22 protein-coding genes and 3 pseudogenes are annotated in these 24,647 nt (G+C 40.9%); 8 read left to right on the top strand and 17 right to left on the bottom strand.

What is annotated here, in order from left to right; translation table 11 throughout:
- Positions 1–60: 60 nt before the first annotated feature.
- Entirely contained in the window at positions 61–261 is a 201-nt protein-coding gene (locus LQ247_RS11865) for a spore coat protein (protein WP_023857660.1), read from the top strand.
- Positions 258–557, top strand: a complete 300-nt coding sequence (locus tag LQ247_RS11860; RefSeq protein WP_020451487.1) for a spore coat protein — start codon at positions 258–260, stop codon at positions 555–557. Before LQ247_RS11865 ends, LQ247_RS11860 begins: the two co-directional genes overlap by 4 nt.
- A gap of 46 nt (positions 558–603) precedes the next feature.
- On the opposite strand, the gene LQ247_RS11855 is transcribed toward LQ247_RS11860, so the two are convergent.
- Positions 604–2,181: an APC family permease gene (locus tag LQ247_RS11855; RefSeq protein WP_101560859.1), complete on the bottom strand. Its 1,578-nt coding sequence runs from the start codon at positions 2,179–2,181 to the stop codon at positions 604–606.
- A gap of 126 nt (positions 2,182–2,307) precedes the next feature.
- A complete protein-coding gene (yjiC, locus tag LQ247_RS11850) occupies positions 2,308–3,498 on the bottom strand; it encodes a UDP-glycosyltransferase YjiC (RefSeq protein WP_020451485.1) in 1,191 nt (396 codons plus the stop codon).
- 454 nt (positions 3,499–3,952) lie between these two features.
- Between yjiC and LQ247_RS11845 the strand changes: the two genes are divergently transcribed.
- Both LQ247_RS11845 and LQ247_RS11840 read left to right on the top strand, forming a co-directional pair.
- On the top strand, positions 3,953–4,969 hold the full coding sequence (locus LQ247_RS11845; protein ID WP_231006092.1) for a serine hydrolase domain-containing protein: 1,017 nt from the start codon (positions 3,953–3,955) through the stop codon (positions 4,967–4,969).
- 33 nt (positions 4,970–5,002) lie between these two features.
- The gene (locus LQ247_RS11840; protein WP_026579707.1) at positions 5,003–5,653 is read left to right on the top strand and encodes a TVP38/TMEM64 family protein; all 651 of its coding nucleotides are present in this window, start codon (positions 5,003–5,005) and stop codon (positions 5,651–5,653) included.
- A 49-nt stretch (positions 5,654–5,702) separates the two neighbouring features.
- Here the strand turns inward: LQ247_RS11840 and LQ247_RS11835 are convergent, their stop codons facing one another.
- From LQ247_RS11835 to LQ247_RS11810, 6 genes are all read right to left on the bottom strand, one after another.
- A complete protein-coding gene (locus LQ247_RS11835) occupies positions 5,703–6,014 on the bottom strand; it encodes a YbjQ family protein (protein WP_003182008.1) in 312 nt (103 codons plus the stop codon).
- A gap of 279 nt (positions 6,015–6,293) precedes the next feature.
- Positions 6,294–6,806 carry a ClbS/DfsB family four-helix bundle protein gene (locus LQ247_RS11830; protein WP_026579708.1) on the bottom strand — a complete coding sequence of 171 codons (513 nt, stop codon included), beginning with the start codon at positions 6,804–6,806 and terminating at the stop codon, positions 6,294–6,296.
- A 401-nt stretch (positions 6,807–7,207) separates the two neighbouring features.
- On the bottom strand, positions 7,208–8,578 hold the full coding sequence (locus LQ247_RS11825) for an MFS transporter (RefSeq protein ID WP_231006091.1): 1,371 nt from the start codon (positions 8,576–8,578) through the stop codon (positions 7,208–7,210).
- A gap of 293 nt (positions 8,579–8,871) precedes the next feature.
- Positions 8,872–10,341, bottom strand: a complete 1,470-nt coding sequence (locus LQ247_RS11820) for a potassium/proton antiporter (RefSeq protein ID WP_020451480.1) — start codon at positions 10,339–10,341, stop codon at positions 8,872–8,874.
- Between the two features lie 127 nt (positions 10,342–10,468).
- Entirely contained in the window at positions 10,469–11,146 is a 678-nt protein-coding gene (locus tag LQ247_RS11815) for a YoaK family protein (RefSeq protein ID WP_020451479.1), read from the bottom strand.
- A gap of 410 nt (positions 11,147–11,556) precedes the next feature.
- Positions 11,557–12,975: a flavin monoamine oxidase family protein gene (locus LQ247_RS11810; protein WP_033155136.1), complete on the bottom strand. Its 1,419-nt coding sequence runs from the start codon at positions 12,973–12,975 to the stop codon at positions 11,557–11,559.
- Positions 12,976–13,210: 235 nt separating this feature from the next.
- Between LQ247_RS11810 and LQ247_RS11805 the strand changes: the two genes are divergently transcribed.
- Positions 13,211–13,321: a YjcZ family sporulation protein gene (locus LQ247_RS11805; protein WP_020451477.1), complete on the top strand. Its 111-nt coding sequence runs from the start codon at positions 13,211–13,213 to the stop codon at positions 13,319–13,321.
- Between the two features lie 182 nt (positions 13,322–13,503).
- On the opposite strand, the pseudogene LQ247_RS11800 reads toward LQ247_RS11805, so the two are convergent.
- Positions 13,504–13,990 (bottom strand): annotated as a pseudogene (locus LQ247_RS11800) (YjdF family protein).
- Positions 13,991–14,501: 511 nt separating this feature from the next.
- On the opposite strand from LQ247_RS11800, the gene LQ247_RS11795 reads away from it, so the two are divergent.
- On the top strand, positions 14,502–14,894 hold the full coding sequence (locus LQ247_RS11795; RefSeq protein ID WP_105978877.1) for a (2Fe-2S) ferredoxin domain-containing protein: 393 nt from the start codon (positions 14,502–14,504) through the stop codon (positions 14,892–14,894).
- Positions 14,895–14,910: 16 nt separating this feature from the next.
- Positions 14,911–15,897 carry a CobW family GTP-binding protein gene (locus tag LQ247_RS11790; protein ID WP_231006090.1) on the top strand — a complete coding sequence of 329 codons (987 nt, stop codon included), beginning with the start codon at positions 14,911–14,913 and terminating at the stop codon, positions 15,895–15,897.
- Positions 15,898–16,121: 224 nt separating this feature from the next.
- On the opposite strand, the gene LQ247_RS11785 is transcribed toward LQ247_RS11790, so the two are convergent.
- From LQ247_RS11785 to LQ247_RS11750, 8 genes and pseudogenes are all read right to left on the bottom strand, one after another.
- The gene (locus tag LQ247_RS11785; protein WP_186826150.1) at positions 16,122–16,283 is read right to left on the bottom strand and encodes a hypothetical protein; all 162 of its coding nucleotides are present in this window, start codon (positions 16,281–16,283) and stop codon (positions 16,122–16,124) included.
- A gap of 86 nt (positions 16,284–16,369) precedes the next feature.
- Positions 16,370–16,999: a hypothetical protein gene (locus tag LQ247_RS11780; RefSeq protein ID WP_145624319.1), complete on the bottom strand. Its 630-nt coding sequence runs from the start codon at positions 16,997–16,999 to the stop codon at positions 16,370–16,372.
- Between the two features lie 8 nt (positions 17,000–17,007).
- On the bottom strand, positions 17,008–19,110 hold the full coding sequence (locus LQ247_RS11775; protein ID WP_231006088.1) for an RHS repeat domain-containing protein: 2,103 nt from the start codon (positions 19,108–19,110) through the stop codon (positions 17,008–17,010).
- 195 nt (positions 19,111–19,305) lie between these two features.
- Positions 19,306–19,494: pseudogene (locus tag LQ247_RS11770) on the bottom strand (phage portal protein); the annotation flags it as partial.
- A gap of 120 nt (positions 19,495–19,614) precedes the next feature.
- A complete protein-coding gene (locus LQ247_RS11765) occupies positions 19,615–20,064 on the bottom strand; it encodes an SMI1/KNR4 family protein (protein WP_231006084.1) in 450 nt (149 codons plus the stop codon).
- 17 nt (positions 20,065–20,081) lie between these two features.
- On the bottom strand, positions 20,082–22,082 hold the full coding sequence (locus tag LQ247_RS11760) for a T7SS effector LXG polymorphic toxin (RefSeq protein ID WP_231006082.1): 2,001 nt from the start codon (positions 22,080–22,082) through the stop codon (positions 20,082–20,084).
- 329 nt (positions 22,083–22,411) lie between these two features.
- Complete coding sequence (locus tag LQ247_RS11755) at positions 22,412–23,539, bottom strand: response regulator aspartate phosphatase (RefSeq protein ID WP_231006079.1); 1,128 nt, start codon at positions 23,537–23,539, stop codon at positions 22,412–22,414.
- Between the two features lie 204 nt (positions 23,540–23,743).
- Positions 23,744–23,857: pseudogene (locus LQ247_RS11750) on the bottom strand (ArpU family transcriptional regulator); the annotation flags it as partial.
- A 192-nt stretch (positions 23,858–24,049) separates the two neighbouring features.
- Between LQ247_RS11750 and LQ247_RS11745 the strand changes: the two are divergent.
- Positions 24,050–24,439 (top strand): hypothetical protein, encoded by a 390-nt coding sequence (locus LQ247_RS11745; RefSeq protein WP_020451469.1) that lies wholly within the window; start codon positions 24,050–24,052, stop codon positions 24,437–24,439.
- Positions 24,440–24,647 lie beyond the last annotated feature (208 nt).

The following is a 24,647-nucleotide window of genomic DNA, read 5'->3' as shown; positions in this document are numbered from 1 at the left end:
AACCTTGATACTAATGATGTGTCCTTCACACCATAACAAATCTGAAAGGAATGTTTGCAATTGAATAATGGGATTCATGAAACATTGGAACTGCATGAGCTGTTAATGTTTAAAAACCTTTGCCTGACTAAGTCATCAACAATGACGGGAATGGTGCAGGATCAAGAGCTTCGCGACATCTTGGAACGGGATGCTTCCCAAACAAAGCATCAGATCGAGCATTTGCAAGGACTGCTGTCAATGAGAGGTGAAACCGTATGAACGAATTCATCCAAAACATGACAGGAATGGGCGCGATGACTGAACAAGTGATAGCGACCGACTTTTTAATCTCAGCGAAAACCGGTGTCAAAAACATTGCCACTGCTATCACAGAAACATCTTCTCCAGAAGTGCGTGAAACGCTTAAGCAGTATTTAAACGACGCGATTGATACTCATGAACAGATCACAAACTATATGATGTCAAAAGGTTATTACCATCCTGCCAATTTATCTCAACAAATTCAAGTTGATACCAAAGCTGCCGAAACAGCTAAAGATCTTCCGCAACTGTAATGAAAACGCGTGAATCCCCCGCAGTCCATACGCGGGGGATTCTTATTTAAACGGTTTCTTCTTTTTTCTCATCATAATCAATGACTGCCTTTGGAAGGGCCGTATATTTCGCCCAGTAAAATACCGCAATCGATCCTGCTGCGATCAAGATTAAATCGACCGGCGTCCTCAATAGGCCCACGCCGTTACCGAATGAGCCGAGATACGACAAAATCAAGAGCATGACATAATAACCGACAATCCACCAGCTTGATTTAAGCTGCTGTGCAAACGAAACATCGTCTTGGGGAACATATTTTTTACACGCGCAATAAACGGCAAACATCACGAGCTGGGATCCGAGCAGCCATGACACGGTGTTCCAGCCTGACCAATAGACGATATACGACGCAAATACGAAGGAGACAGGAGCAATGACAGCCATCCCCTTGATTTGCAGAGGCTTGTTGAGCTGCTTGGCATTCACATTCAGCGCTGCCGCTGAAACCGGAGCAATCGCATAGGAAAGAATCAGGGCTACAGAGCAAACATTGACGAGCGCGTCCCAAGACGGAAAAGGAAGCGTCCAAAAAACGGCGAGCGCGAACGACAGCCACAACGACGGACGCGGAATTCCCGTCGATTTATTCACCTTGGCAAACACTTTGAACAACGTGCCGTTCCGCGCCCATGCATAAACCAAGCGCGACGTCGTATTCATAAAAATATTGCCGTTTCCGCCGGGTGATAAGATCGCATCCAGAACGACAAGAGTGGCAAGCCAGCCCATCCCAAGAAGCACCGCGATGTCTTTGAATGGAAGAGAAAATTCCTTGCCGATCGCTTTCCAGCCGTCATTCAGCATATCAGTCGGGATGGCTCCGATAAACACCACTTGCAGTATCGTATAAATGCAAGCCGAAACAATGATGCAAATCAGCAGAGCGACCGGGATGTTCCGCTGCGGATTTTTCACTTCACCGGCGACCGAAACGATCGGATGAAGACCGAGGTATGCAAACATCACCCCGCCGGTCGAAATGGACGCCTGCACCCCGCCAAAGCCAAACGGGGCAAATTCTCCCGCAAAGTTGGCCGACTTAAAATGGAATATCAATACGACAATGATCGTCAAAGGAACAAAATACTTAAAAACCGAAATGATTAAATTTGATTTCGCAAACGCTTTGACACTCCAATAATTGAGTAAAAAGAACAAACAAAGCAGCACAAACTGCAAAAGCCAGCCGATAATCGTCGGCGATTCAGAACCTTTTATCGTCAAACCGGGAAACCAATAAGCTACGTATTGCCTGACAGCGGTCACTTCGATTGAAATCAGGCTTGTATAGGCAACGATCGTGATAAATGAAATCAAGTATCCGACAAGGTGGCCGTGGGTATACACCGGATAGCGGATAATCCCGCCCGTCCGCGGCAAAGCAGCTCCCAGCTCGGCATAAACGAGGCCGATTAAAAGGATAATGACGCCGCCGATAATCCACGAAAAGCTTCCCGCGGGCCCGGCTTTTGAAGCGACATTGCTGACGGCAAACAGCCAAGCCGAGCCGAATATCGCTCCCATGCCGATCAAAATCAGGTCAAGCAGAGAGATCGTTTTTTTGAAATTGCCCTGATTTGACAAATCACTTCCTCCTTTTTAATACATTTAATAGAAGGTAGTATGTTCAAAAAGCGCCTCTGTATACTTTTCCCGCTTCCTTTCGGCTGCAACAAAAAACCCGGGGATTTCCCGGGTTCCTTCATATGGTTATTTCACTCCTGCCGGTGCTAAAAATGACTCAATTTCATCTGCGGCTTTCTCGGCTCCTCCTGCTTGTTTAATGTGCTCTTGCATGTCCTTTACGCGTTTCAGGACATCCAGGTTACCGTCCGTCTGGGAGACGGCTTCCCGCAATGAAGCAACTGTTGTGTCCTCCGGCTGCAAATGCTTGCCAAGCCCGAGTTCTTCGACGCGGCGGGCAGTGATTTCCTGTTCAGGCATTTGCGGGACGGCAACAAGCGGTACACCGGCATTCAATCCTTCCATCGTACTGTTCATACCCCCATGGGTGATGAAAAGCTCTGCTTTCTTCAGGATTTCCAGCTGGGGAACGCGCTGATGAATCGAAAAGTTATCAGGTATGTCGTCAAAGCTTTCAGGATCGATTGTCGTGCCGACAGCCATGATCACCTGCCACTTCGTGTCCCTGAATGCTTCGATGCACATATGATAAAATTCCGGCCAGGCATTGAACGCCGTCCCTAAAGAAATCAGCATGACAGGACGGCCGCTGTCCGAAATAACCGGCGTGTCTTTTTCCTGAAACTTGCGTTTGGCTAGAGAAGGACCGACAAAAGAGAACCGTTCATCAAACGTTTCGCCGTAAGGCTGAAAAGCACGAGGCATAAAGACAATGTTCAATTTTGCCGGTTCGAACATCTCTTCAAAATTAAATGACGGAAGATTCGCATTTTTCAAAGCGGCTTCTTGCTCAGGCGTGAGCTCGATCTTAAACTCTTCAGACATTGATTTGAATGAAAAATGTTCGTTCTGTGCATATGTAGAACAAAGGCGAACCGCCTCTATTCCAAACTTCTCAGCCAGCATTTTTCCCGCCATGGCCATAAAGTCAAAAAGGATGAGGTCAGGCTTGTCATTCTCATAAAGCGCTTCAAGCTGAGGAAGAACCTCCTCCATTTCTTTCATAAACATCATCGGAGCCTGTGTCATATCTTTTTTATTTTTCATCAGCTCCCGAATTTGCTGCGGATCGATATTTAAAGTTGAGCGGTAGTTGAGCGGCTCTGCCCCAGTTTCCTCAACAGCTTTCACAAACTCATCCGTTACCGGATATGTTACCCGATAACCGCGTTTGACAAGGCTTGCCGTTAAAGCAAGCGTCGGATTAATATGCCCGTGAGCGGGAATATTAAAAATCGCGATATGTTTTTGGCCCATTTTTTAACCTCCCGTTATTTTTCGCTTCATAACAGTAACGATGATTTTAAATCTCTTTCACTATGTTAAACAACATATTATAGATAATAAAGGAAAAACCCTTCAAAATTAAATTAAAATTGAAAAATACTAATATAGTCCTTTTTCTCACAAAAAAACACCAAACTTTAGACCTTAGTTTAAGGCCGCACTCGACTTTATTCCCCTTTTCGATACTGCCGACTTATATTTCAATCGTTTTAAAACAAAAAACAACCGTCAAAACAGCACTCGTTTTAACGGATGTCATGAAATTGCCATATTTTAAATTTAGTTTAAATTATTCTGTAAATGATGGTAAATACAAAAAAATTTTTATAATGTTATTTTGTCGCGCTTCCTGCTTCATTTCCTTTCAAAACTATCGTTTATCGTTTCCTTCTCATCATAATTAGATATGAAAGGACTGTTGTTATTGGTATATACAGTGGAACATCTTGATGATTATTTAATGGAACAAGCATCCAACAATCATTTTCACGGCAGCATTTTGCTGGCAGACTCAAACGGTATTCTGTTATCGAAAGGATACGGTTATGCTAATTGCAAGGACAAAGTGAAGAATAAACCGTCTACACGCTACCAAATTGCTTCGCTGACAAAGCAATTCACAGCCATAGCGGTCATGCAGCTGCAAGAAAAGGGGCTGCTTCGTACTGATGATCCGGTACAAAACTATTTAGAAGGCTATCCGAACGGCGACAGCATTACCATCAAACATTTATTAAGCCATACGTCCGGAATTCCTGATTTTCTAGAGGAAGAATTGCTCGATATTGAGCTGGAGCGCGCACCGTTAGACCAATTTATCGGCCGGTTTATTGACAAACCGCTCGAATTTCGCCCGGGACAAAGGTTTAATTACAGCAATTCAGGATACATATTACTCACAAAAATCATTGAAACAATCACAAATGACGCTTATGGAGATGTCATTCAAGAATTGATCTTTGACCCTTTAGGCATGAAAAACTCCGGTTTCTTCGCTTCCCCGGAAGATATTTCGCCCACAGTCGGATATTTATGCCTGAATCGCGAAATGATCAAAGCGCCTATCGTATACGGCTACGGGGAAAGCGGGCTGTATTCAACCGTTGAAGACTTGTACTTATGGGACAGGGCGCTTTACACTGAAAAGCTTGTCACAAATGGCGCTTTGAAAGAAGCGCTTTACAGCTGTGTCAAAAAACCGGCTTTTACAGCCGAAGGCCCTTCTCCGGCACTCATTCAAAACAATTCGATCGGATACGGATGGTTTATTAATCATCAAAACAAGTATAAAATATGGCATGATGGAGAAATCCACGGTTTTATCAGCTCGATTAACCGATACATAAACGAGAAAAAATTGCTGATTATGCTCAGCAATTGCAACCTGTCAAAAACAGACGAGATTTTGGCAAACGTGGAACAAGCTTTATTGCAAATATAGAAGCTAAAAACAAAGAAAGGCAGCGGGAGCGGTATGATCAGAAAACTATTCACTATCATCATCATGGCAAGTATCATCGCGGTCGGATTCGTCTGCAAAGATTCCTGGCTCGGCGTCATCAGGGACGGAGGCATTTATTCGGTGCTATTCAGCATGCTGCTTGTGGCGGCCTGTGTATTTTTCCCGATCGTCCCGTTTGCGCTCATTGCCGGATTAAACGGCGCTTTGTTCGGAATCGCAAACGGCGTGCTGATCACGCTGACAGGGTCGATGCTCGGCACCATGCTCTTGTTCTTCCTCTCACGTTACGGATTCAGAGATTTGGCTCGCAAACGCTTAACGAAATACCCGAAAATGAGCGAATATGAAGCCTATTTTAACCAAAATGCTTTTACAGCCGTACTATTGGGCAGACTGATCCCCGTTATCCCCGCCGTTGTCATGAATATTGTCTGCGGTTTAAGCAAGGTGAAATGGGCTGTCTTTTTCGCGGCTTCGACACTTGGAAAAATCCCTAACGTTCTCGTCGTCTCGATCGCAGGTGCCAATTTCAGTGAAAACAAGCTGATCTCTATCGGTGTCTACGGCTTATACATGGCGATCATAGCGCTTGTCATCTACAGAAAGTATCCCCATCTGACTCAAAAACATAAAGAGACCAAACAGACAGGGAAGCCTTCTTGACCCGCTGAGGCGGCAATGATAGCCGCCGCCTTCGTTTTTCGGTTGAACGTCAGCCGATTACAACAGCCGTACCATATCCGATTAGTTCGGAGGTACCCTGGCCTGCAGATAGTTCGAACCTTAGACCGACGATCGCGTTTGCTCCGAGTTCTTCAGCTTGATTCACGAGCCGTTCTCTCACAGCTTTTTTCGAATCCTCAAGCATTTGGGTGTAATTTTTTAATTCTCCGCCAATGACCGACTTCAATCCTGACAGAATATCTTTTCCGATATTCCGCGACTGAACGATGCTGCTGGTGACAAGCCCTTTGACTTCGACGATATTTTGATTCGCGATTGTATCTGTTGTGACGATGATCATTAGTATCCTCCCTTTTCCTATACTTACTAGCTACCATACCATATCCGCCGGAAGCGTGCAGTTATTTATCCATCATATCGGCTGGATTATTAAAATGTTAAGTTTTTTATGCAAAGTTTTACCACATTGCATAGCCGCATCGTTTCAATCGCGGGCTTTTCACAAAATGGAAAATGCCTCGAAAGAAGTGAATATAGATAACTTTATAGCATTGTTAATTTCAGCTTCACAAGAAAAATTGAGTTTCTTTTGAATGCACTTCTTCATGTTAACACTCTTTCATCCCAGTTGATTCTTCTTCCACTTCCTTATTTTAGTCCTGAAGTTTTTAAATGGAGCCACAGAGTTGACGTGAATGAACCTTATAGCAGGCCACTTCGGGTTTTCACCTGTCCAATTCAAAGTACCTTGGGTGAATAATTCTTCATCCGTGAGCGTATCAATCCAAGACTGAAGTTGTGCCTCTGCTTTCTTGAATTCTTGGCGAAGCTCAGTTAACGAAAAGTGAGAATACATATCGTAAAAAGATTGATAAAGAGCACCCAGTTGGTTCCATTTATAATGAGGAGAGGGAGTGACAACGGTTTTCCCCAAGCGCTCATCCCTGTCCCAGCTCATCAACAGGTTTAACCATCCGAGCTGATAAGCAAGGATTTCCCCTGGCGTTCGATCCACATCTTGATCCCGAACATCTCTATACTGATCGGGGATATCGTCAAACTCCCCATCTAGTAACAAATAGCGCTTATGAATTTCTTCTTTTAAATGTTTCTTGGACTCGTACACCGTAATCCCTCCTTGATATCAACTATAGTGTACACTACACGGATTGTCCGCCTTATTTTAAAACAAATCATGAACTTTTAAGAGCAGTTTGCGAGACTTCCCTTACATTGCATGTATATTAATTTGTTCGACGGTTCCCGCTTCAATATGAGGTAATGTGAATCGGCTCCCCTCCCGTCGTCTCTACGTCAACCTCTCTTGATACCCAAATTCAATTCAAATGCCTCCATGCATCACTAGAATCGGCTTCCCTTCACCTATTCGCGAATATTCAATTGTCAGTCCGTCAATTTCAAAGGTGCCGATGCTTCTTTCATAATTTCTTCATCCTTTACTTTCATCATGTTTCAGAAAATCCATACAACATAAAAAACGGCTGGGCGGTCCCGCCCAACCATTCGAATATGTTAAGATTTTTTGCGTTTGCAAGTCAATAAATATAGCAATCCGCCAGCCCATACAAAGACTGTGAATATGGCAAACGAGCGGCTGAATACAGCGCCCCAGGCATTGTCCATTGCCGGAAGCGCAGAATAGCCGAACCCGCGCACTGCCATCAAGCCTCCTGCAAATGCGACGCCTATTCCTTCAGATAAAAAACAGGCAAAATTCAGCATCCCCATTCCAGCGCCTGCAGCCTCTTCTTCCAAGCTTTCTGCGGCACTATTGGAAATCGACGTCTTCACAAATGAAAGACCGCCAAATATAAACACGAGCAGCATCGTCATCAACCATGGTGTCCGGTCACCGAACTGTGACGCGGCCGCTATGGTTGCCAAGATCAATAACCATCCAAGAGTAAAAACAAACCGGCTGCCGAAGCGATCGGTAAGGGCTCCCCCCGCGACGCCGAAAAAGATAACGCCCACACTACCCGGAAGCATAATGCCGCTTCCGATAATATCGGCATTTAAACTGAACAAGACTGTCATCATATATGGAACGACAGAGACGATTCCCGCAACGCTTCCCAATACGACACATCCTGCCAAAACGACGCCTATATATCTGCGATTCTTGATTAAAGACCGGTCAATAAAAGGATGTTCCGCATATCGGGTATGAACCGCAGCTCCAATCAAGCAAAAAATGCCCGCCGCTAAATAAAAGACATGATACAGCGATATATATACAGCGAACATCACAATGCTGATTGTCAGCAGGACGATCCCAATGATATCCAGATTTGCTTTTACAGCGGCTTCAGCAGGCATATTTCTGAGGAAGAAAGGAATCGACATCAGCGCCGCCATCGGAAGAAGGAACAGAAACGACCAATGAATATGATGTACAATCATTCCGCCGATAGCCGGACCTATTCCCTCGCCCATTGCCACCAGTGATCCGACAAGGCCGAACGCTTTGCCCCGGCCCTCCGGACGGACATAGCGTGTAATGATGACCAGGATAAGCGCGGGTACAGCGGAAGCCCCGGCTCCTTGAACAAAGCGCGCAAAGATCACGGCCGTGAAATAAGACTGAGCCGAAAAACCTATTAACGAACCTCCGCCATAGATGATTAGTCCGGCCACAAACAGCTTTCTGACACCGTACATATCAGAAAGCCTGCTGTAAACGACCGAACCGGCAGCAAAGGAAATGATAAAACTCGTATTCACCCAATTTGCCGCGGCAGGCGACACGTCAAATTGATTTTTTATGTCCGGCAATGCAACATTAAATACGGTTTCGTTCATCACACTGAAGAAAGCGACAAAGCTAAGCCACCAAAACGCCTTCTTTTGATGCTTGAAGGACTGCATTTTACTGTTTTTCAATTGAATGATACCCCCAAAATTATAGGGGAATCACGCAGTTTATAGGGTTAATGATGCGCTTTCCCCTCGAATGTTAACCCATTTATTTTTTTGCACTTCATCATTCATGCGCCTCCTCATATTTGATTTTTAAATTATACAATTGATCAACAAAGGGATCAATGTAAGGAACATAAGCTGAACTTTCACATTGCAAAAAAAGGCCAATGAAGAATACCGGTGCAGTACCCTTCATTGACCTTTATTCGTGACATACTGAGCAAGCCAGCCTTGTCCTGTGCTTTTCCGAAAGCTTAATCAAATTCCCTGTTTAATAATTTTTTCAGTTCCTTTTTTTGTTTTTTCGATACGAGAATATACAAAATATCGCCTGATTTAATTTTCGTTTCTCCGTGCGGCGTGACCAAATCCCCGTTTCGGATGATCGCATTGATCAGGGCATCTTTCGGAAAGCTGATGTCTTTCAGTGCCTGCCCGGTGATGGCTGTTTGGTCATCGACTTCAAATTCGATAATTTCGGCGTTCGCCTTGCCGATGGAAACAAGCTCGAGCGAATGCGGCGCTTCGACTTTCTGCGGTCCGTTCAATTTCAATTTTTCTGCGAAGACCGATATGGTTGATCCTTGGATCAAAGCAGATGTTAAAACGACGAAGAATACGACATTGAAGACCAATTGGCTGTTTTCAAGCCCCATCGTCATGGGGAATGTTGCGAGAACGATCGGAACGGCCCCTTTTAATCCGGCCCACGACAAGAAGATTTTTTCGTTAAAATGAAAGCCCATTTTGATGGTCGACAGAAAAACGGCAACCGGTCTGGCGATAAAAATTAAAATCAGCGAAAGCAGGAAGCCTTTGAAAATGATATCGAAAGATAAAAATTGGGCAGGAAAAACCAATAATCCTAGAATAATAAACATCAAAATCTGCATCATCCAGGCAAAGCCTTCATTAAACCTGAAAATAGAATGTCGGTAAGTCAAATCTTGATTTCCGATGACAAGCGCAGCAATGTAGACGGCAAGCAAGCCGCTCGCCCCGATGACATCTGTAAGACTGTAGGTAAGAAGCGCAAAAGCAAGAGCAAAGATCGGATAAAGTCCGCTTGAATCCAAGTTGATTTTATTGATGGCAAAGCTGGCGAACCGCCCGAGTACATATCCGAGCAAAAGCCCCATTCCCATCTGCCAGAAAAATGAAATCACAAGCATGAAATAAGATGAATGATCAGCCGTCAGCAGCTGGATGAGCGATAAAGTCAAAAACATCGCCATCGGATCATTTGTACCCGACTCTGCTTCCAGTGTAGAGCTCAATCTGTCTCTAATATTCTGGCCTTTCAAAACGGCGAAAATCGCGGCCGCATCTGTAGAACCGACAATCGCTCCGAATAAAAAGCCTTCCATCCAGGAAACATTAAAAATCAGTTTGGCCGCAACCGCAACCACACAGGTGGTCAGCAAAACGCCAATCGTTGCGAGCGACAATGAAGGAACGGCGACCGCTTTGATTGAAGACCATTTTGTTTGCAGACCGCCTTCAAAAAGGATGACGACGAGTGCGATAACTCCGATCAGCTGGGCTAGCTCGGGATTATTAAAATAAATAATTCCGAGACCGTCGCTCCCCATGATCATCCCGACAATCAAGAACAAGACGAGAGCGGGCACTCCGAGCCTAGTCGAAAATTTCGTTGTCAGTACACCGATAATCAGCAATAAGGCCGCTAATAAAATAAACTGCTCCATATTAATGTGTTCCAACCATTTATCCTCCTCCCAATCTTAACCGATACTGGTGCTGTCCCCCGTTCTTTTACCCGAACAGGCACCCTCATAAAACGTATGTAACAAACGATGTTCGCGTATGCTCGTGTATGGGACCCATCCTTCAGTCTTCACTCCGTCCGTGAAACTTTGTGCCTGCAATCGCAATAATCCCAATAATGATTGTGATTGGAATCCAAATCACGGCAAACGGATGCGCAGGCTCAGCAAGTGCGGCGATGACGGCCCCCAGGCAATAGAGCACAATCGTCAAAGCGCGAAGCCATGCGTCCTTATGGATGACCTTTTGGTCGTTTTTGCTGAGGAACCGTTTTGTCACATCTTCGAAAAAGTTTGCGAGCGTCCCCGTTAGGACAGTAGTGGAAATCCCTGCAATGCCGAGCTTTCTGGCTGCTGTAGTCTGAAGCCCCATCGCCATGCTTAACAGCAAGATCAAAAAGTGTGGCGAACTTTCATAGAAAGTCAGACAAGCAAATAGAAGCAATACGGCTGCTTCAACAGCAAGTGCAATCGTGACGCCTGACGGCCAGAACGATTTTTCCTGTTTTCCGACAATGGCTGCTGAAATAATCACGCCGATGATAAATCCGAACAATGCGATCAGCGAGTACACGGCGGTCGCATGAAGAGAATTGCCGATTGATAATCCTAACAGTACGATATTCCCGGTCATATTAGCAGTAAATACGTGACCGATACTTAAGTACCCAATCACATCTACAATACCTGCTGTCAAACAGAGAAGCAAAAGCATGATGTTTCGTTCAAGAGCAGCATTCAATGTGATTCAATCCTTTCGAAGCTATTCTGCCCGGCGGAATGTTAAACCATTCCATCCGGTATGTCATGAGCCTTTCCTAAGGGAAAACTCGATTTGGGGGCTTTTTTATTGTTAGAAAAAGAGGGGTTCTTAACGAAAAAATGCGGGCGATCCGATCATGCACCTCAGCAAAACACTTATCGCTCATCGTGTTACATCTACAATTCAATTGTATCATAAGCATTAAAATTTTTTATAAATGAAGTTCTTAAAAACTTGTTTTTAAGAACCGGGAACACATTTCTTACTGTTTAGGAAGCAGCCGATCGGCGTTTATTGCATGATCCGTCTGTTTGCCTTAAATAAAAACGAACGAGCCGCCTTTTAAAAGCGACTCTTTCCCATTCCTTCAATACTTGCAAAGTTCATGGTTACACGCGGGAGGACTGATTCACTTCATATGCCGCCCGTATTCCCGATTCAATCGCTCCCTGCATCCACCCGTGAGTGAGGGAAGCGTGCTCCCCGGCAAAATACACCCTTCCCTCAGGCATAGGAATATAAGGATACAGCTCCAATTCCTGACCAGGTTCGAAAGCTGTAAATGCTCCCGCTGAAAAAGGATTTTGCGTCCAGCTGAAAGAAGCGCCTGATACAAACTCGGAATACACGATATCTCCATATATTCTCGCTAAATTTTTCAGCGTATAGCGGATCCGCTCTTCTTCCGGCTGACTGTCCCATATCAGCGCTTCATCAGCCCACGTATAGCTCGCTAAAATAACAGCATGACCGTGTGTCCCTATACCGCTGCTTGGATAATATGAAAAGCGAATCGGCAAATCGGTAATGGATCTCCCGCCGCGCTGCCCGACTCTTTCCCAAAACCTGCTCTTAAATTCGATTCCTATTTTTGTCGCGGCAATATAGTTAAGCTCCCGAATCGCTCTCCGCTTATGGTAGGAAAACGAATCAAACGGCTCAAATGTCACAAATCGCAAAGTTGAAAAAGGAATTGTTACGATTGTGAAATCACTTGTCAGAGCTGAATGTTCTGCCGACTGTTGGTGGATACAATGGGCTGTCACATTGTTTTCAGTTTGAGATATTTTCATCAATTTATGACCAAATAAAATATCGCCCTTTAATTGCGGAAGAAAAGCTTGCGTCAGCAAGTCCATGCCACCTGTAATCTCATAGAAACGAGACGGCGATGTAAAAAAGATCGATTCCCTTAATACTTCGACAAGTGACAATCCCATGTACGCTTCCATGTCCAAAAGCACACCAATCATATCAATGGAGCCGTGTGAAAAATGAGTGTTGAGAAAAGAGCCCAACGATTCGTTTCTGTATTGTTTTTCAACAATACGCCAATTTCTCGCCGGATCTTGGCTGATAAAATTGAGGATAGGCTGCAATGCAGAAAGCATCAGCTGTTCAGCCGTTTTCCCCTGCTCATGGGGAGCAGCCGGGAATCTTAAAACACCCGGATGTCTTTCAAACTCATGAAGACGGGTTTTCACGCCGTTGACGTAAAGAATATCCATGGGGGTTCTGTTGATAAACTCATTGACAGGCAGATTAAATTTCTTAATGTATTCTATCGTTAAAGTATGAATATCGGGGATGCGCATCGGACCGGCATTGAAATACAACCCTTCGCTAAAGGGCGCACGGGAAGTAAAAACACGTCCTCCCGCTCTGTCATTCGCTTCCACGATCGTCACTCTGTGCCCGGCACTCTTTAATAAAGACGCTGCGACAAGCCCGGACAACCCGGCACCAACGATCATTACTTGCTTGGGATACTGTGTTGTTTGAAGGCCGTTTCTAATGATATAAAGCATGTCTCCCTCAGTTAATTGAAAATTCAATTTACTCAGCGCCCTTTTCGGTGGATTTATTGCATTATATTCCGTTTAAAGGACGCCAATCACCATTTTCATCCTCTCTGCACGAAGACTCCGCATGAGGGCGCAGTTGCAAATGGGTCAACTATTTTTAAAAATGTAAATCAATATCCTATACCGAATTGATAAAGTGACATAGGATAAACTATGTATCTTTAGGGAGGTGAAACATATGAGCGGAGGTTACGGATACGGAAGCGGTTTTGCTTTAATTGTTGTCCTGTTCATTCTCTTAATCATCATTGGTGCCAGCTGGTTCGGCGGTGGTTATGGAGGCTATTAAGTTCTAAAATGGTTCTGTTTTAAAAAGCAATAACCTATGACCTTCTCCTTATTTTACATGTTCTCCCCTCTTGCTTATCGTTATTGACTCCATTATGAAAGGCTCTTTTTAAAAAGAGCCTTTTTTTAATACAATACAGGAAAACGCGCCTCTATTGAGCTTCACTTTGCTCCAAAGAAATTCTATTTTCCACTATGCTTTTGTTTCGCTTTTTGCTTTCTGAGTAAATACTTTTGTTCTTTTTCCTTTTCCCGCTGCTCTTTTGTCAGCCGCTGTTTCTTTCGTTTTCTTGCTTCCAGCTCTTGTTTTATCGCTTCTTGCGCCTTATGAGACACACCAGCATTTTTCAATTCTTTAGACACTTGCCGCTGCAGCCTTTTCGGATTTATTTTGCGCGGGCGGCGGGCGTCCAGCCTAACTCCTTCCTGATCTGCTTGTGACAGTGCCTGTAAAAGTTGATGATGAACAAAATGCAAAACTTCCGAATCCTTCGGCTCTTTGCCAAACAAATGCCGGACGGCTCTCAGCTTACCTTCAATCACAACTTCAATGACTCCTATCCAAAACTGACCATCATAGTAAACCGTTAATTTCATAACGATTCCCTCCTCCATCAACATGTACTTCAGAGAATGACGGACATCCCGAGGAGGGGAAGGTTACTGGCATGATCAATCATGCACCCGGACTACCAACCGAATCGTGTTTTTTCATTCTCCGCTAAAAATTTTATCAATTTTTCCGGCTTAGGAAAAGGGGTAAAGTTCTTTTATATTCAGTACAATAGTATAATGCAAACCCTCCCCTGAGCCAGATAGGCTCTGGCTGAAAAAAAGCTGCTCAGATCTCATTGGCACCGTTTAACCTCTTCTATTTGCGTTTGACTTGAAAAAGAGATAAAATGATTTTTAAATCGTAATAATTACGTTTTGTTTGCCGTATTGAAAGAGAGACCATATAAATAAACAACCAAAGGCGGCAAGAGAAGGCTGAAATATAGAGAGCTTGCGAAAGGTGTGAAAAGCTCAAGGTGACGATGAAATGCGGAGCTTACCCCACCGTCTCCCCGGTTATCGGTATCACCTTTCGGGACAGTTATCGACCGGGGCTTACTTAGTTCTTTATCATTTTACCTCTTTCAAATCGTAATAATTCTGTTTTATTCGGAGGAAAGATACATATGGCGACATGGGATTTAAGTAATATGAAACATCATATCTTTATCTGCAACGGCAGCAGCTGCAATCGGGTCGGAGCTGAGGAACTGACTCAAGTGATTCGGCAAGAAATTTCAGACCGGGAGCTTGACGATGTCATTCATACAACGCGCACGCGGTGTAATGGAAGATGCCAAGATAAGTGCGTGGTCATCCACTATCCGAAAGGAACATGGTATAAAGATTTAAAACCGGAGGATGTCCCCCTCCTGATTGACTCGCTTTGTACCAATGAAGATTATCAAGAAAAAGCAAGTTATTTGTATGATGGCCAACGTTTCGAACGTTCATCTGGCGTCATCGCCGGGATTCCAAAAGACAAAGAAAAAGTAATCAAAGTATCGAAAAAATTGTAAATGAGGTCGATTGATCATGCCTTTAACTAAAAAGAAAATTCCTGTCACTATTCTCACTGGATATTTAGGCGCCGGGAAAACCACACTTTTAAATCGAATACTTACAGAAAAACACAATCAAAAGATTGCGGTTATTGTCAATGAGTACGGAGAAGTCGGGATAGACAATCAGCTCGTCGTTGATTCTGAAGAAGAAATTTTGGAAATGAACAACGGCTGTATCTGTTGCACGGTCCGCGGAGATTTGATTCGCATTCTGAGAACTCTTGTATTCTCAATGGATCAAGGGAAAGTTGCATTCGACCGGGTTATAATCGAAACAACAGGACTGGCTGACCCAGCACCTGTTGCCCAGACTTTTTTTATGGATGAGCTGCTGTCCGACATATTTGAAGTTGACAGCATCGTCACGGTAGTAGACAGCAAGCATATCGCCAGACATCTGGATGATCAGGATGAAGCTCAAGAACAAATTGCTTTTGCTGACGTCATCATCCTCAATAAAACAGATTTAGTATCAAATGACGATTTGGAATCCTTGGAGCAAAGACTTGTCAACATTAATCCTGCGGCTAAGAGGCTGCATGCCAGAGATTGCAAGATCAATTTAAAAGATATCCTGGGGATCAATACGTTTGACGTCAATCGAAAACTTGAAATCGACCCTCATTTTCTAGAGGATCATCATCACCATCATCATGATGATAAAGTGTCTTCTATTGCTTTTCGGGAAGAGAAGCCTCTTGATTTGGCAAAAGTGGATCATTGGATGAGTTATCTCGTACGGGAAAAAGGCGAAGATTTATTACGTTATAAAGGGATCCTTTCTATTAAAGGGGAAGAATATCGAATCGTATTCCAAGGGTTGCATATGCTGTTTTCAGGACGTCCGGATCGCAAGTGGAACGAAAACGAGACAAAACAAAGCGAACTTGTTTTCATTGGAAAGGACTTGGACAAAGAGGAACTGGAGCGGCAATTTAAAAATTGCATCGCAAAGTAATATTTCTCGCTTTGTTGGCCCTCTCTTTGCTTAATAGAAAGACCCGAGATTTGATTTTGCGAGTCTTTTTCAAGGGCAAAATCAGGTTTTAAGCAGGTTATTTGCTTGCTTTTTTGTTCTTAAAACAACAGCCCTCAAGTAATTCCGAGGGGCTGTTGCCAAATGATAAATGGTTTGGCACTTGATCTGATTTATCTTTTTTCAGCCCGATCCCCATATCAATTTCAAAGTCCTTGATTTTTCAGAGGGGATACTTGGCCTTTATGATCTTTACTCATCATCAAGGCTGTATTTGAGCGCCCTGTCCACCTGACAAATTTTTTCAGCTCCGTATTTGTTTCTTTCTCGTCTATGGATGGCAGAAAAGACAAATGTTCAGCAGACATTATGACCCCCTCCTTAATATAAAAAGAGACACCAAACGAACGCATCAAGCGTAAGTTCAGTGTCCGCAAGTTGTTTGTCTTAGCCTTTATAAAAACTTAGGATTCAAGGTTTTATTAATCAAATCCTTTTCTTTTTCCATAACATCCTGATCTTTAAAATAAATTTTCAATGTAAGAGCGTCAGTAAACATAAAAACTTTATTATGATCTGAAAAGAATAGGTATTGATTTGATCTTGCCGCCATCTTCCCAATAATGGAATATTCATTAATATTTTCGATCTTATATCCTCTACATGTTTCAAGCAAAGTTGGTTCCATACTGTATAACCCTTTAGAAATCAGAAAATTTTTATACTCTTTATACGCGATGCTAAGCTCTTGATCTTGATCATCTATATCTTCTAAATCTATTTCTCCTTCCCAATACGCACTTAAAAAAGGAGTAATTATTGTATTTTCAAAATTGGTTAAATAAGGGGTGACCCATTTAAAGAATTGATCTTCTAACTCAATCCATTCTTTTGATTCAATGCAAATTTCAGAATAGGGGTTCTCGACTGATTCAAATCCAAAAGAACTGTAAAAGTCTTTTTTCTTCAATTTTTCATCTGGCATACCAATAATTAAATTAAATTCGTTTTGTTCATCATCTTCCCAGTTGAAAAATTGGTATTCTGACAACTCTTTTAATAATTCTGTTGTTGCTAATTTCATTTCTTCACCTACTTAGATAATATTCTACCTTTTCCGTCCAACGAGGCAACGCGTTTACCATTTTTATCTTTCAATTTCCATTTCCGTCCCCCATGTCCAGCGGTATCCTTTTCAACAGTCCAGCCAGTTTTTTTATTTTTGTAAGCTTTTTTGCCTTTAACCTTTTGATCAAAAGCCCCTAGGTTTACTGTTTTATTGTCTTTTAACAATTTGTTTGGTATATCAAACTTTAATACAGTGGTTTTGTGATTTGAGAATAAACTTTGAAAACCAAGATATCCTGCATAAATTAGTCCTCCTGCCAGAGCCGCTCCGATAACTACTTCACCTATTCCCGGAATTGCGATTGCCGTTAAAGCTATAGGATTTTGACCTGTAGGATCATAATATTTTAAAGGATTGTTATTAGCATAATTATAACCGTTATGTGTAACCAATTCATCTTCAGAGCCATACCATGGATCTCTTGATAAAAATGTATGATTTGATGAATCATAATATCTATGCATTAAATAATAAAGTTCGGTCTCTTTATCATATTTATACCCAGCATAGCGTATATCGTTCTCATCAGCATAATATCCATTTTCAGAAACTACATTTCCCCACGAATCATATTCGTAGCTCGCTGCCGTTTGACCTTTGCTATTTGTAATTTCTGTGACATCCCCTCTTATATTATGATGATAATAAAATGTTTCATTTTTCTTAAAGTCACTTACACTGTTTACTTCGCCATTTTTTAGATAAGTGTAGGCCTTGGTAATATTATGGTTGTTATCAGTTTCGTAAAGCACTTTATTATTACTATCATCATAAACATAATTCGTGATATCGTTGCCAACCTGCTTTTGTATTCTTCTGTTATATTCATCATATTTATATTTTATAATTTCTCCAGAATTTTTATTCTTAACTTCAGCTAATCTGCCAGCTTCATCCCAAATATAATTATATTTGTTGTTTTCTTTAAGTTGACCATTAGCATTAAATTTACTATTTTGTGATTCAAATTGATTTAATTTATTATAATTAAACTTAACAATATTTGTTTTTCCTGAAACATTGTTTGTTATTTCTTTGTTTAGAAGATTCCCTTTAAGATCATACTGATATTTAATAGTTTGGGCATCATTTTTTTCTTCAATTAATTGATTATTTTCGTCGTAATTATATTCTGTTTTTCCTTGTAGTGTTGTCTCACCAATTACATTTCCTTTATCATCATAATTATACTTATTTTTATGTATTAATTGATCAGAGGAATTATAGACAGTTCTCTCAATCATTTTCCCTTCTTTATCGTAGGATAATTTTTCATGTACGCCATTCTTATATTGTAATTTAGTGGTTTGACCGTCTTCATTATATTCAATTTTGGTTTGTCCATTATCATTATTAATGTCTGTAACATTATTGTCTTGATCATATATAAAATCTTGATTAATTTTTTGCTCTTTATTTTTAATTTTTATAGAACTTAATGTAAGTTGATTATATACCCATGTAACCTCTCCATCAGTTGTTTTTAACTCCCTTAGACGTGATAGATCATCAAATGTTGTGACTTTATCTAGTTTTTGCTTATCGTTTTTAACAGTGTACTCTGTCATTTGATTACCTAAAACTGTTCCATCTGTTTCTTTCTCCCCAGCATCTTTATCTATATAATTCGACTTTTCTATCTGATACTTATCAGTTTTATTTAAAATAAGAGAATTCACTTCTCCATCTTTACCTACATTTACCTTGATTTCTTCTTTTTCTGGATTCTTAATTTTGACTACCTGTCCTTTTTTATTATAACTAAATTCAGTAACATTATTGTCAAAATCAATTGTTTTTGTGACTTGATTCTGTTCGTTATATTCATATTTAAGTTCATTGATGGTCTTATTGTTTTTGTCTTTTGTAGTTTCTTTAATAATGTTTCCTTTATCATCATACGTATAAAATAATTTAGCACCTGATTCATCATAAGTCTGAACCAATTTTTCGCTTTCGTCCACTGCCTTAGCATAACTAGCCCCTACACTTGTAAATAAAAGTGAGGTTGACAATGAAGTTAGTGCAGCTTTAGAAATTAAATTATTAATTTTCCCTTTATTCATTCCCGATTGCTCTCCTTTGATCATTTTTACCTATATATTTATATTATAAAAATCGTTTTTTTCCATATATTTCGATCGACATTTTTCGACATCGTTAAATCCTTTTCATTCTTCTAAAAAGGTAAAATATTACGCTTAAGAAATATGAGTTTCTCTAAAATTTTCACCCTCTTCGATCGACTCCGAATAGCGTCACACCCTCATGATTTTGCCAGCCAGGTATTTCACTCCTTTTAGTTTCCCTGCTCCGTCCCGGATGACTTTAAGGAGACCGTTTCCTGTTTTCTCTCGGTCTTCCAAATCGTATCCGACAACAATTTCGGCCGATTCATCAAAATGAGAGTATCGGATAAATTCTTCAAGCCGCGTCCAGTCATTTTCCGATGATGAGATTATATGCTGCCGGCAATCCTGCATAGACTCCTTTTTGTCGGATTTTTCTCGGATTTGAAACATAAAAAAACCTTGAAAGGCAGTTGCCAATCAAGGTTCTAAAAGCACATTTTATTCTTCATCATCTTCATAAAGGTTGTCCAAAAATTCATTGATGTTATCAGCTAGAAAATACATATTGCTCATATCATCCGGATTCTCTGACTCTTCTTCATGATCCCAAAAGTAGATCTTTTCATAATAAGGCTCTTTATTTCCTAAGCAAATAACATTTCCTGCGGGGTCTTCTGCAATAGGAATAAATCCTTCAGGCAAACGGTCTTCCATTATGTCCAAGAAATCCACTAAATTATCATACATATCCCCAATTCCATAAAAAACGTTTAAGACACTGGAACCTTGTTCATCTGAAATTTTAAATATATTTGGCCTTGCTTTACCGCCATTCCACTTTAATAAAAATTCTTTATAAAGCTCTGACAGCTTAACATTATTTTCTGATTCAAATTGTTCGATTTGTTCCAATGAAAGTTGATCGTGTGAATTAATGATCTGCGCCATATCATATTTCCTCCTCTTTATTTACCGTTAACAGTATTAACTCCTCCAACATGGGTAAATTCTCTATGCACTTTTTTATCAACCAACATCATCGTTTTTCCATCTTCATGATGATGCCAGGTATATCCTTCTGGTGGCTCGTTTAAAGCACCTACAGGCGGATCAGAGTCCTTGTTTAAACCAGCCTTTAAATTTGCCTGCTTGAAGTCTGCTGAACGATTGGTTGGTTTTGCAACCTCAATCTCTACAGGTTTTACAGTAGGGTGCATATATGGAGTGAAGTCTGGATAACCTCCAGTATATCTAACCGTTTGTCCTTTTTTATTTGTGTATACCCAAGTACCGTCTTTATCTATTTCTACTTTGCCGCCTTTTTTCTCCCATTTTTCCGGAACAGGAGAATTTTTAGGCTTAGTTGCCAATTGTTCTTTTGTTAATTTTTTCAACGTTTCTTTTTTGCCCTTAGCAACAGCATTCACTTTTCCACTTGTTAATTTAAATAAAACACTCTTCTTCTTATCCTCAACCAGCTCACGTATCAGAGGTGTATTCTTCACGTTAATAGAATTCGGTGCATCCTGAAGAATCCCTTGCAATGCAGGAGTGTAACGATTATTAGGTGGCTTAATTGACTGTTTTATAGTCTTACCGGCTTTCTTCGCCTTGTTGACCGCGGCTTTCCCCGCTTTTGCAAGATTTTTCGAGCCTGTCGAAACAGAAGATTTTCCGCTTTTCAAGCCCCAAAGGCTGCCGATCATATAAGTAAAATAATGCGCTCTTGAATACGCATCCCCATGTACTACTTTCTCATCCCATTTTTCCGCCAACGTGTCAACCATACTCATAAAAGCGCCTTTATAATCGTATCCAAGAACCGTGTCTAAAACGACTTGTGGGTCTTTATGTAAATGGTCAATTGTCCATCCAATATTCCACCCCAGCTGAATTCCGCCATCAACAAAATCTTTCGCAAGATCATATCCAGCGACAGCGCTGCCTTTAACTGATTTATATACAGGACCTAAATATTTCTCCCCTGCCTCATCTAATTTTCCCCCTGCGTCCGCTACACCGTCTAAAAAGCCTTTGCCGACCTCTTTAACATTGTCAATTGTCGTTTGAAGGGGGTCATCCCAGAACTCAATAGATTTAACATGCTCCATTTGCTCTGGTGTGAGATTATCATAACCAATTTCTTTAGCAATCTTAAGGTATTCCGCTGAATCGGATGTATTTTCGAGTTTTTTTCTCAGCTTATAAAGTTTAACATCATGTTCACTAACTTCGCTAACTTCTTTTTCAAGCTTCGATCTCTTATCCAGCTTATCCAACATGACACCCATTGCTGTGTCTTGTCCACCACGCAAAGTATCCATCTCATCTGGCTTTAAAATCGAACCTTTTTGATAGCCGGTAATTTCAATTTTAGGCCCTGTGTACATTTTTTCAAGCCTGGTTATGTACCTCTGCATCGTTTCCAGGTCGTTTTCAGCGGTTTTAAGAGCACTTGTCTGTTCGCGGTCAAAAGTGTGCAGCTTTTCAATTGTCTGATTGATTTCCTTTAAGGCTTTCTGATTCTGTTCGTGAAAGCCGCTGTCATTCAAATCAGGCAAATCGACAATGTGGCTGACTTTTGCGATCGTGGCGTTTGTTTTAGATACCAAACGCTTCGTTGTGCGGTCGGCTGAATTCACCCCTTGTTCGAGCTCGTGTTCGAGAAAGGTTTGCGATATAAATCCGTTATGATTCGGTTCAAAGGAATTCAGCGCATTTTTGATTTTTTTCAATGCAGACTGATATTCCCCAATAAGAGTTTCGTAAAACTGAAGGAATGGAGTATGGCATTCTTCATAAAAGTTACGTATCGCGTCTCCCCCTTTCCCCTTTAAAGCATCATCAAGTGATGTAATGCCCTCAACACTTTTTTTAACTTCGGCAATTTCGTCTGATTGATGTTTTAATTGTTCCAGCGTTTGATCAATGGCTTTGTGCAACGCTTGAACATCCAGAGTCTTCATAGCATTCTCCTCTAATACTAAAGTGACATATCTCGAGATATTTTACCACTTTATAGAAAAGAATTGGTGAATAAAACCTGTCAATCCATGAAAATGAATCTTTGAGATTAGGTCATTGAACCTATTTGTTAAGGGATTGAAATACATAAAAAAAGCCGCTAATTAAACGGCTAAAAGGATATTCCAAAAACTCATTTTTAGATTAAATAACAAAATAATGATTGGGTGCGCTTGTGATGTTTCTTGAAGCTGTGTTGATATCATCGTTGTTCGAAAAATGACTGAGAAAGCCAAGTCCAATTATCATAATTCCTAAACCGATCTTCATTTTAGACTTCATACAAACATTCCCCCTTCAATATTTGCTTTTGAGCATAGACCATCTTTTTAAGACAGATGAGACTATCCTCTGTTTTTCCATTATAATCTAGATAGGTGCCGGCTAACAATGCCAGCTCTTCCAAATACGGGAATCCTTTGCTTGTTTCCAGTCGATTGAAAATTTTAAAAAGTGATGTAGTTTCACACTGTTTTATATAAAGTGACTCGAGAGCTTCAAAAAGGCTTATAAACAGATAATCTTTAAGTTCCACAGCACTTCTAAGCCCTTTTCGGTAATAATCCTTGGCTTTATCATACTTATTTTGTTTGAAATTGATTAGCGCCAAGTCGTGGTATGCTTGCGGCAAATTTTTTGATTTTAATTTTTTATATTGAATGAGAGCTTGTTCAATATATCTTGCAGCCTTATTTAAGTTGTCCATTTTGTGATAGCAGTTGCCAAGGTTGTAAAAAGCAGAAGCGTATATCTGTGGATTTTTCTTTTTTAATAGATCTGCACCTCTAAGTGCTTGATTTAGATGTGGAAGAGCCTTTTCATGATTCTCTAAATCATCATAATTCCCGGCAATGACAAAATGACACTGAATAAGGCGAACAGAATAGAGTTCATATTTTTTGTAAATGTTATATGCACGCTCTGCAAAGTACATCGAAACGTGGGTCATTTTCATGTGGTAATAGACTTCAGCCATTTTAAAGTGAAATTCCGCTTTTTCAATCGAATCTGATATAGCAGGAAATTGACGTTCCGCTCTTTTATAATAAGTAATTGCCTTCGTATATTCTCCATTCCTGAATTCGTACATCCCTCGAAAAAAATGATAATAATACGTAAGCATATGATCTAATTTTCGTTTATTCCCTTCAATTCTCTTCAAATATTCTGATAATTCCATCTGTTTTTCACCCGAAGGTGCTATATATTCAATCATTATACTGTGGCGGAAAGCCATCAACTGATAATAGATTAGTAAATCCTGATCTTCTTCCATAACCTCTATATCCCTTTCAATTTCAGCTTTAAGCATTTCGGCGTCTGTCACATTGAATTTTTGAATATGCTGGTGCCACTCAGTAATTTTCATCCCCACTTCTGCAGATGAGATTCTATCCAACCTTTTCACCCTTCCCTTAACTATACTAATGATGTAAATTTTAACAATATTTCATCATTCGAAAAAGACGTTCGGGCCACCGCAATTAAATTTTCGGTTCCCCCCGCAACAGCAATTTGAGAAAGGGTTAAGAACTATTGATTTAATGGGGGTGATTTTAGGTGATTAAAGATAGATGCTATTGCGGCTTTTTAAAAGGGAGCGCTATATAATCCCAAGAGCTGTCGAAAAATTGTAAATGGCTCGCCGTTTGACCAGATAGTATTTGTCCTTTTTCAACCCCATCTCCATATAAATCTCAATGTCCTTTATTTTTTGAGAGCAACAGGCTGGGAATTCATATACTTCTACCTAATCATAAACTTTATATAATGGCCTTTTTTGAACGTTGAAGATTACATCACCGATTTCTAGGCAAATATACAATTATGTATAGACAAACTTCCAGTCCGAAAATAGTCGAATATAATTCTTTATTATAAATCGTAAGATAAAAAGGAGTGATAGGGCTTGTTTTATGATCAATATCCTGTAAACCCGTTTTCATTCCCATCTTTTCATCGGCCATTTGGAATTGAATCCAGTACCTATGTTCGGAATATGCGAGCATTTAGAGATCTTGACCACCTTCGCAGAAATATTGTTCGTTTATTGGGCAGGATGGGGTATGTATTAGTCAGAATTGGAGTGGATCAATTTAATAATCTAGGAGTTACAGGCCAAAGACCCGGTACAGCCTACCAAGAGCTATGTGAAATCTGGATTTATCATAAACACCTTGAGGGCAGAAGTTACGAGGAAACCGTTCTTGCTGAATGTACTACTGATGAAGAGGCTAAAAGACATGTCGATCAGGTTGTCGCCGCGCTACAGGGAATGGTTCGACCTATAGAGCCTTAATTGTTAGAATTTGCTTCATTAAAGTAGAATCAGAATCACATTCAAACCATGCATCATTAGGGGAAAAGGGCCGACAAAGGAATAGAAAAAGTCCATCATTTTGTCGGCTTCAATCGAGTATCGAGTGCTGAAGCTATTGAAAAAATGAAGAAAAATAGCAATGGGCTTTCAGTCTTCAACTATTTTTTTCATTTCACATCAGTAGAAT

Source organism: Bacillus sp. BS3(2021), from assembly GCF_021043345.1.
Lineage (GTDB): Bacteria > Bacillota > Bacilli > Bacillales > Bacillaceae > Bacillus > Bacillus paralicheniformis.
The sequence above is the reverse complement of the archived record's forward strand: the minus strand, read 5'-3'. Positions and strand labels throughout refer to the sequence as shown.

Coding starts and splice junctions, on each gene's coding strand:
- LQ247_RS11785 (WP_186826150.1), bottom strand. CDS start 16,283: ATGTCTGCTGAACATTTGTCTTTTCTGCCATCCATAGACGAGAAAGAA.
- LQ247_RS11795 (WP_105978877.1), top strand. CDS start 14,502: ATGGCGACATGGGATTTAAGTAATATGAAACATCATATCTTTATCTGC.
- yjiC (WP_020451485.1), bottom strand. CDS start 3,498: ATGGGCCAAAAACATATCGCGATTTTTAATATTCCCGCTCACGGGCAT.
- LQ247_RS11805 (WP_020451477.1), top strand. CDS start 13,211: ATGAGCGGAGGTTACGGATACGGAAGCGGTTTTGCTTTAATTGTTGTC.
- LQ247_RS11860 (WP_020451487.1), top strand. CDS start 258: ATGAACGAATTCATCCAAAACATGACAGGAATGGGCGCGATGACTGAA.
- LQ247_RS11840 (WP_026579707.1), top strand. CDS start 5,003: ATGATCAGAAAACTATTCACTATCATCATCATGGCAAGTATCATCGCG.
- LQ247_RS11775 (WP_231006088.1), bottom strand. CDS start 19,110: ATGAATAAAGGGAAAATTAATAATTTAATTTCTAAAGCTGCACTAACT.
- LQ247_RS11780 (WP_145624319.1), bottom strand. CDS start 16,999: ATGAAATTAGCAACAACAGAATTATTAAAAGAGTTGTCAGAATACCAA.
- LQ247_RS11760 (WP_231006082.1), bottom strand. CDS start 22,082: ATGAAGACTCTGGATGTTCAAGCGTTGCACAAAGCCATTGATCAAACG.
- LQ247_RS11810 (WP_033155136.1), bottom strand. CDS start 12,975: ATGCTTTATATCATTAGAAACGGCCTTCAAACAACACAGTATCCCAAG.
- LQ247_RS11790 (WP_231006090.1), top strand. CDS start 14,911: ATGCCTTTAACTAAAAAGAAAATTCCTGTCACTATTCTCACTGGATAT.
- LQ247_RS11835 (WP_003182008.1), bottom strand. CDS start 6,014: ATGATCATCGTCACAACAGATACAATCGCGAATCAAAATATCGTCGAA.
- LQ247_RS11765 (WP_231006084.1), bottom strand. CDS start 20,064: ATGGCGCAGATCATTAATTCACACGATCAACTTTCATTGGAACAAATC.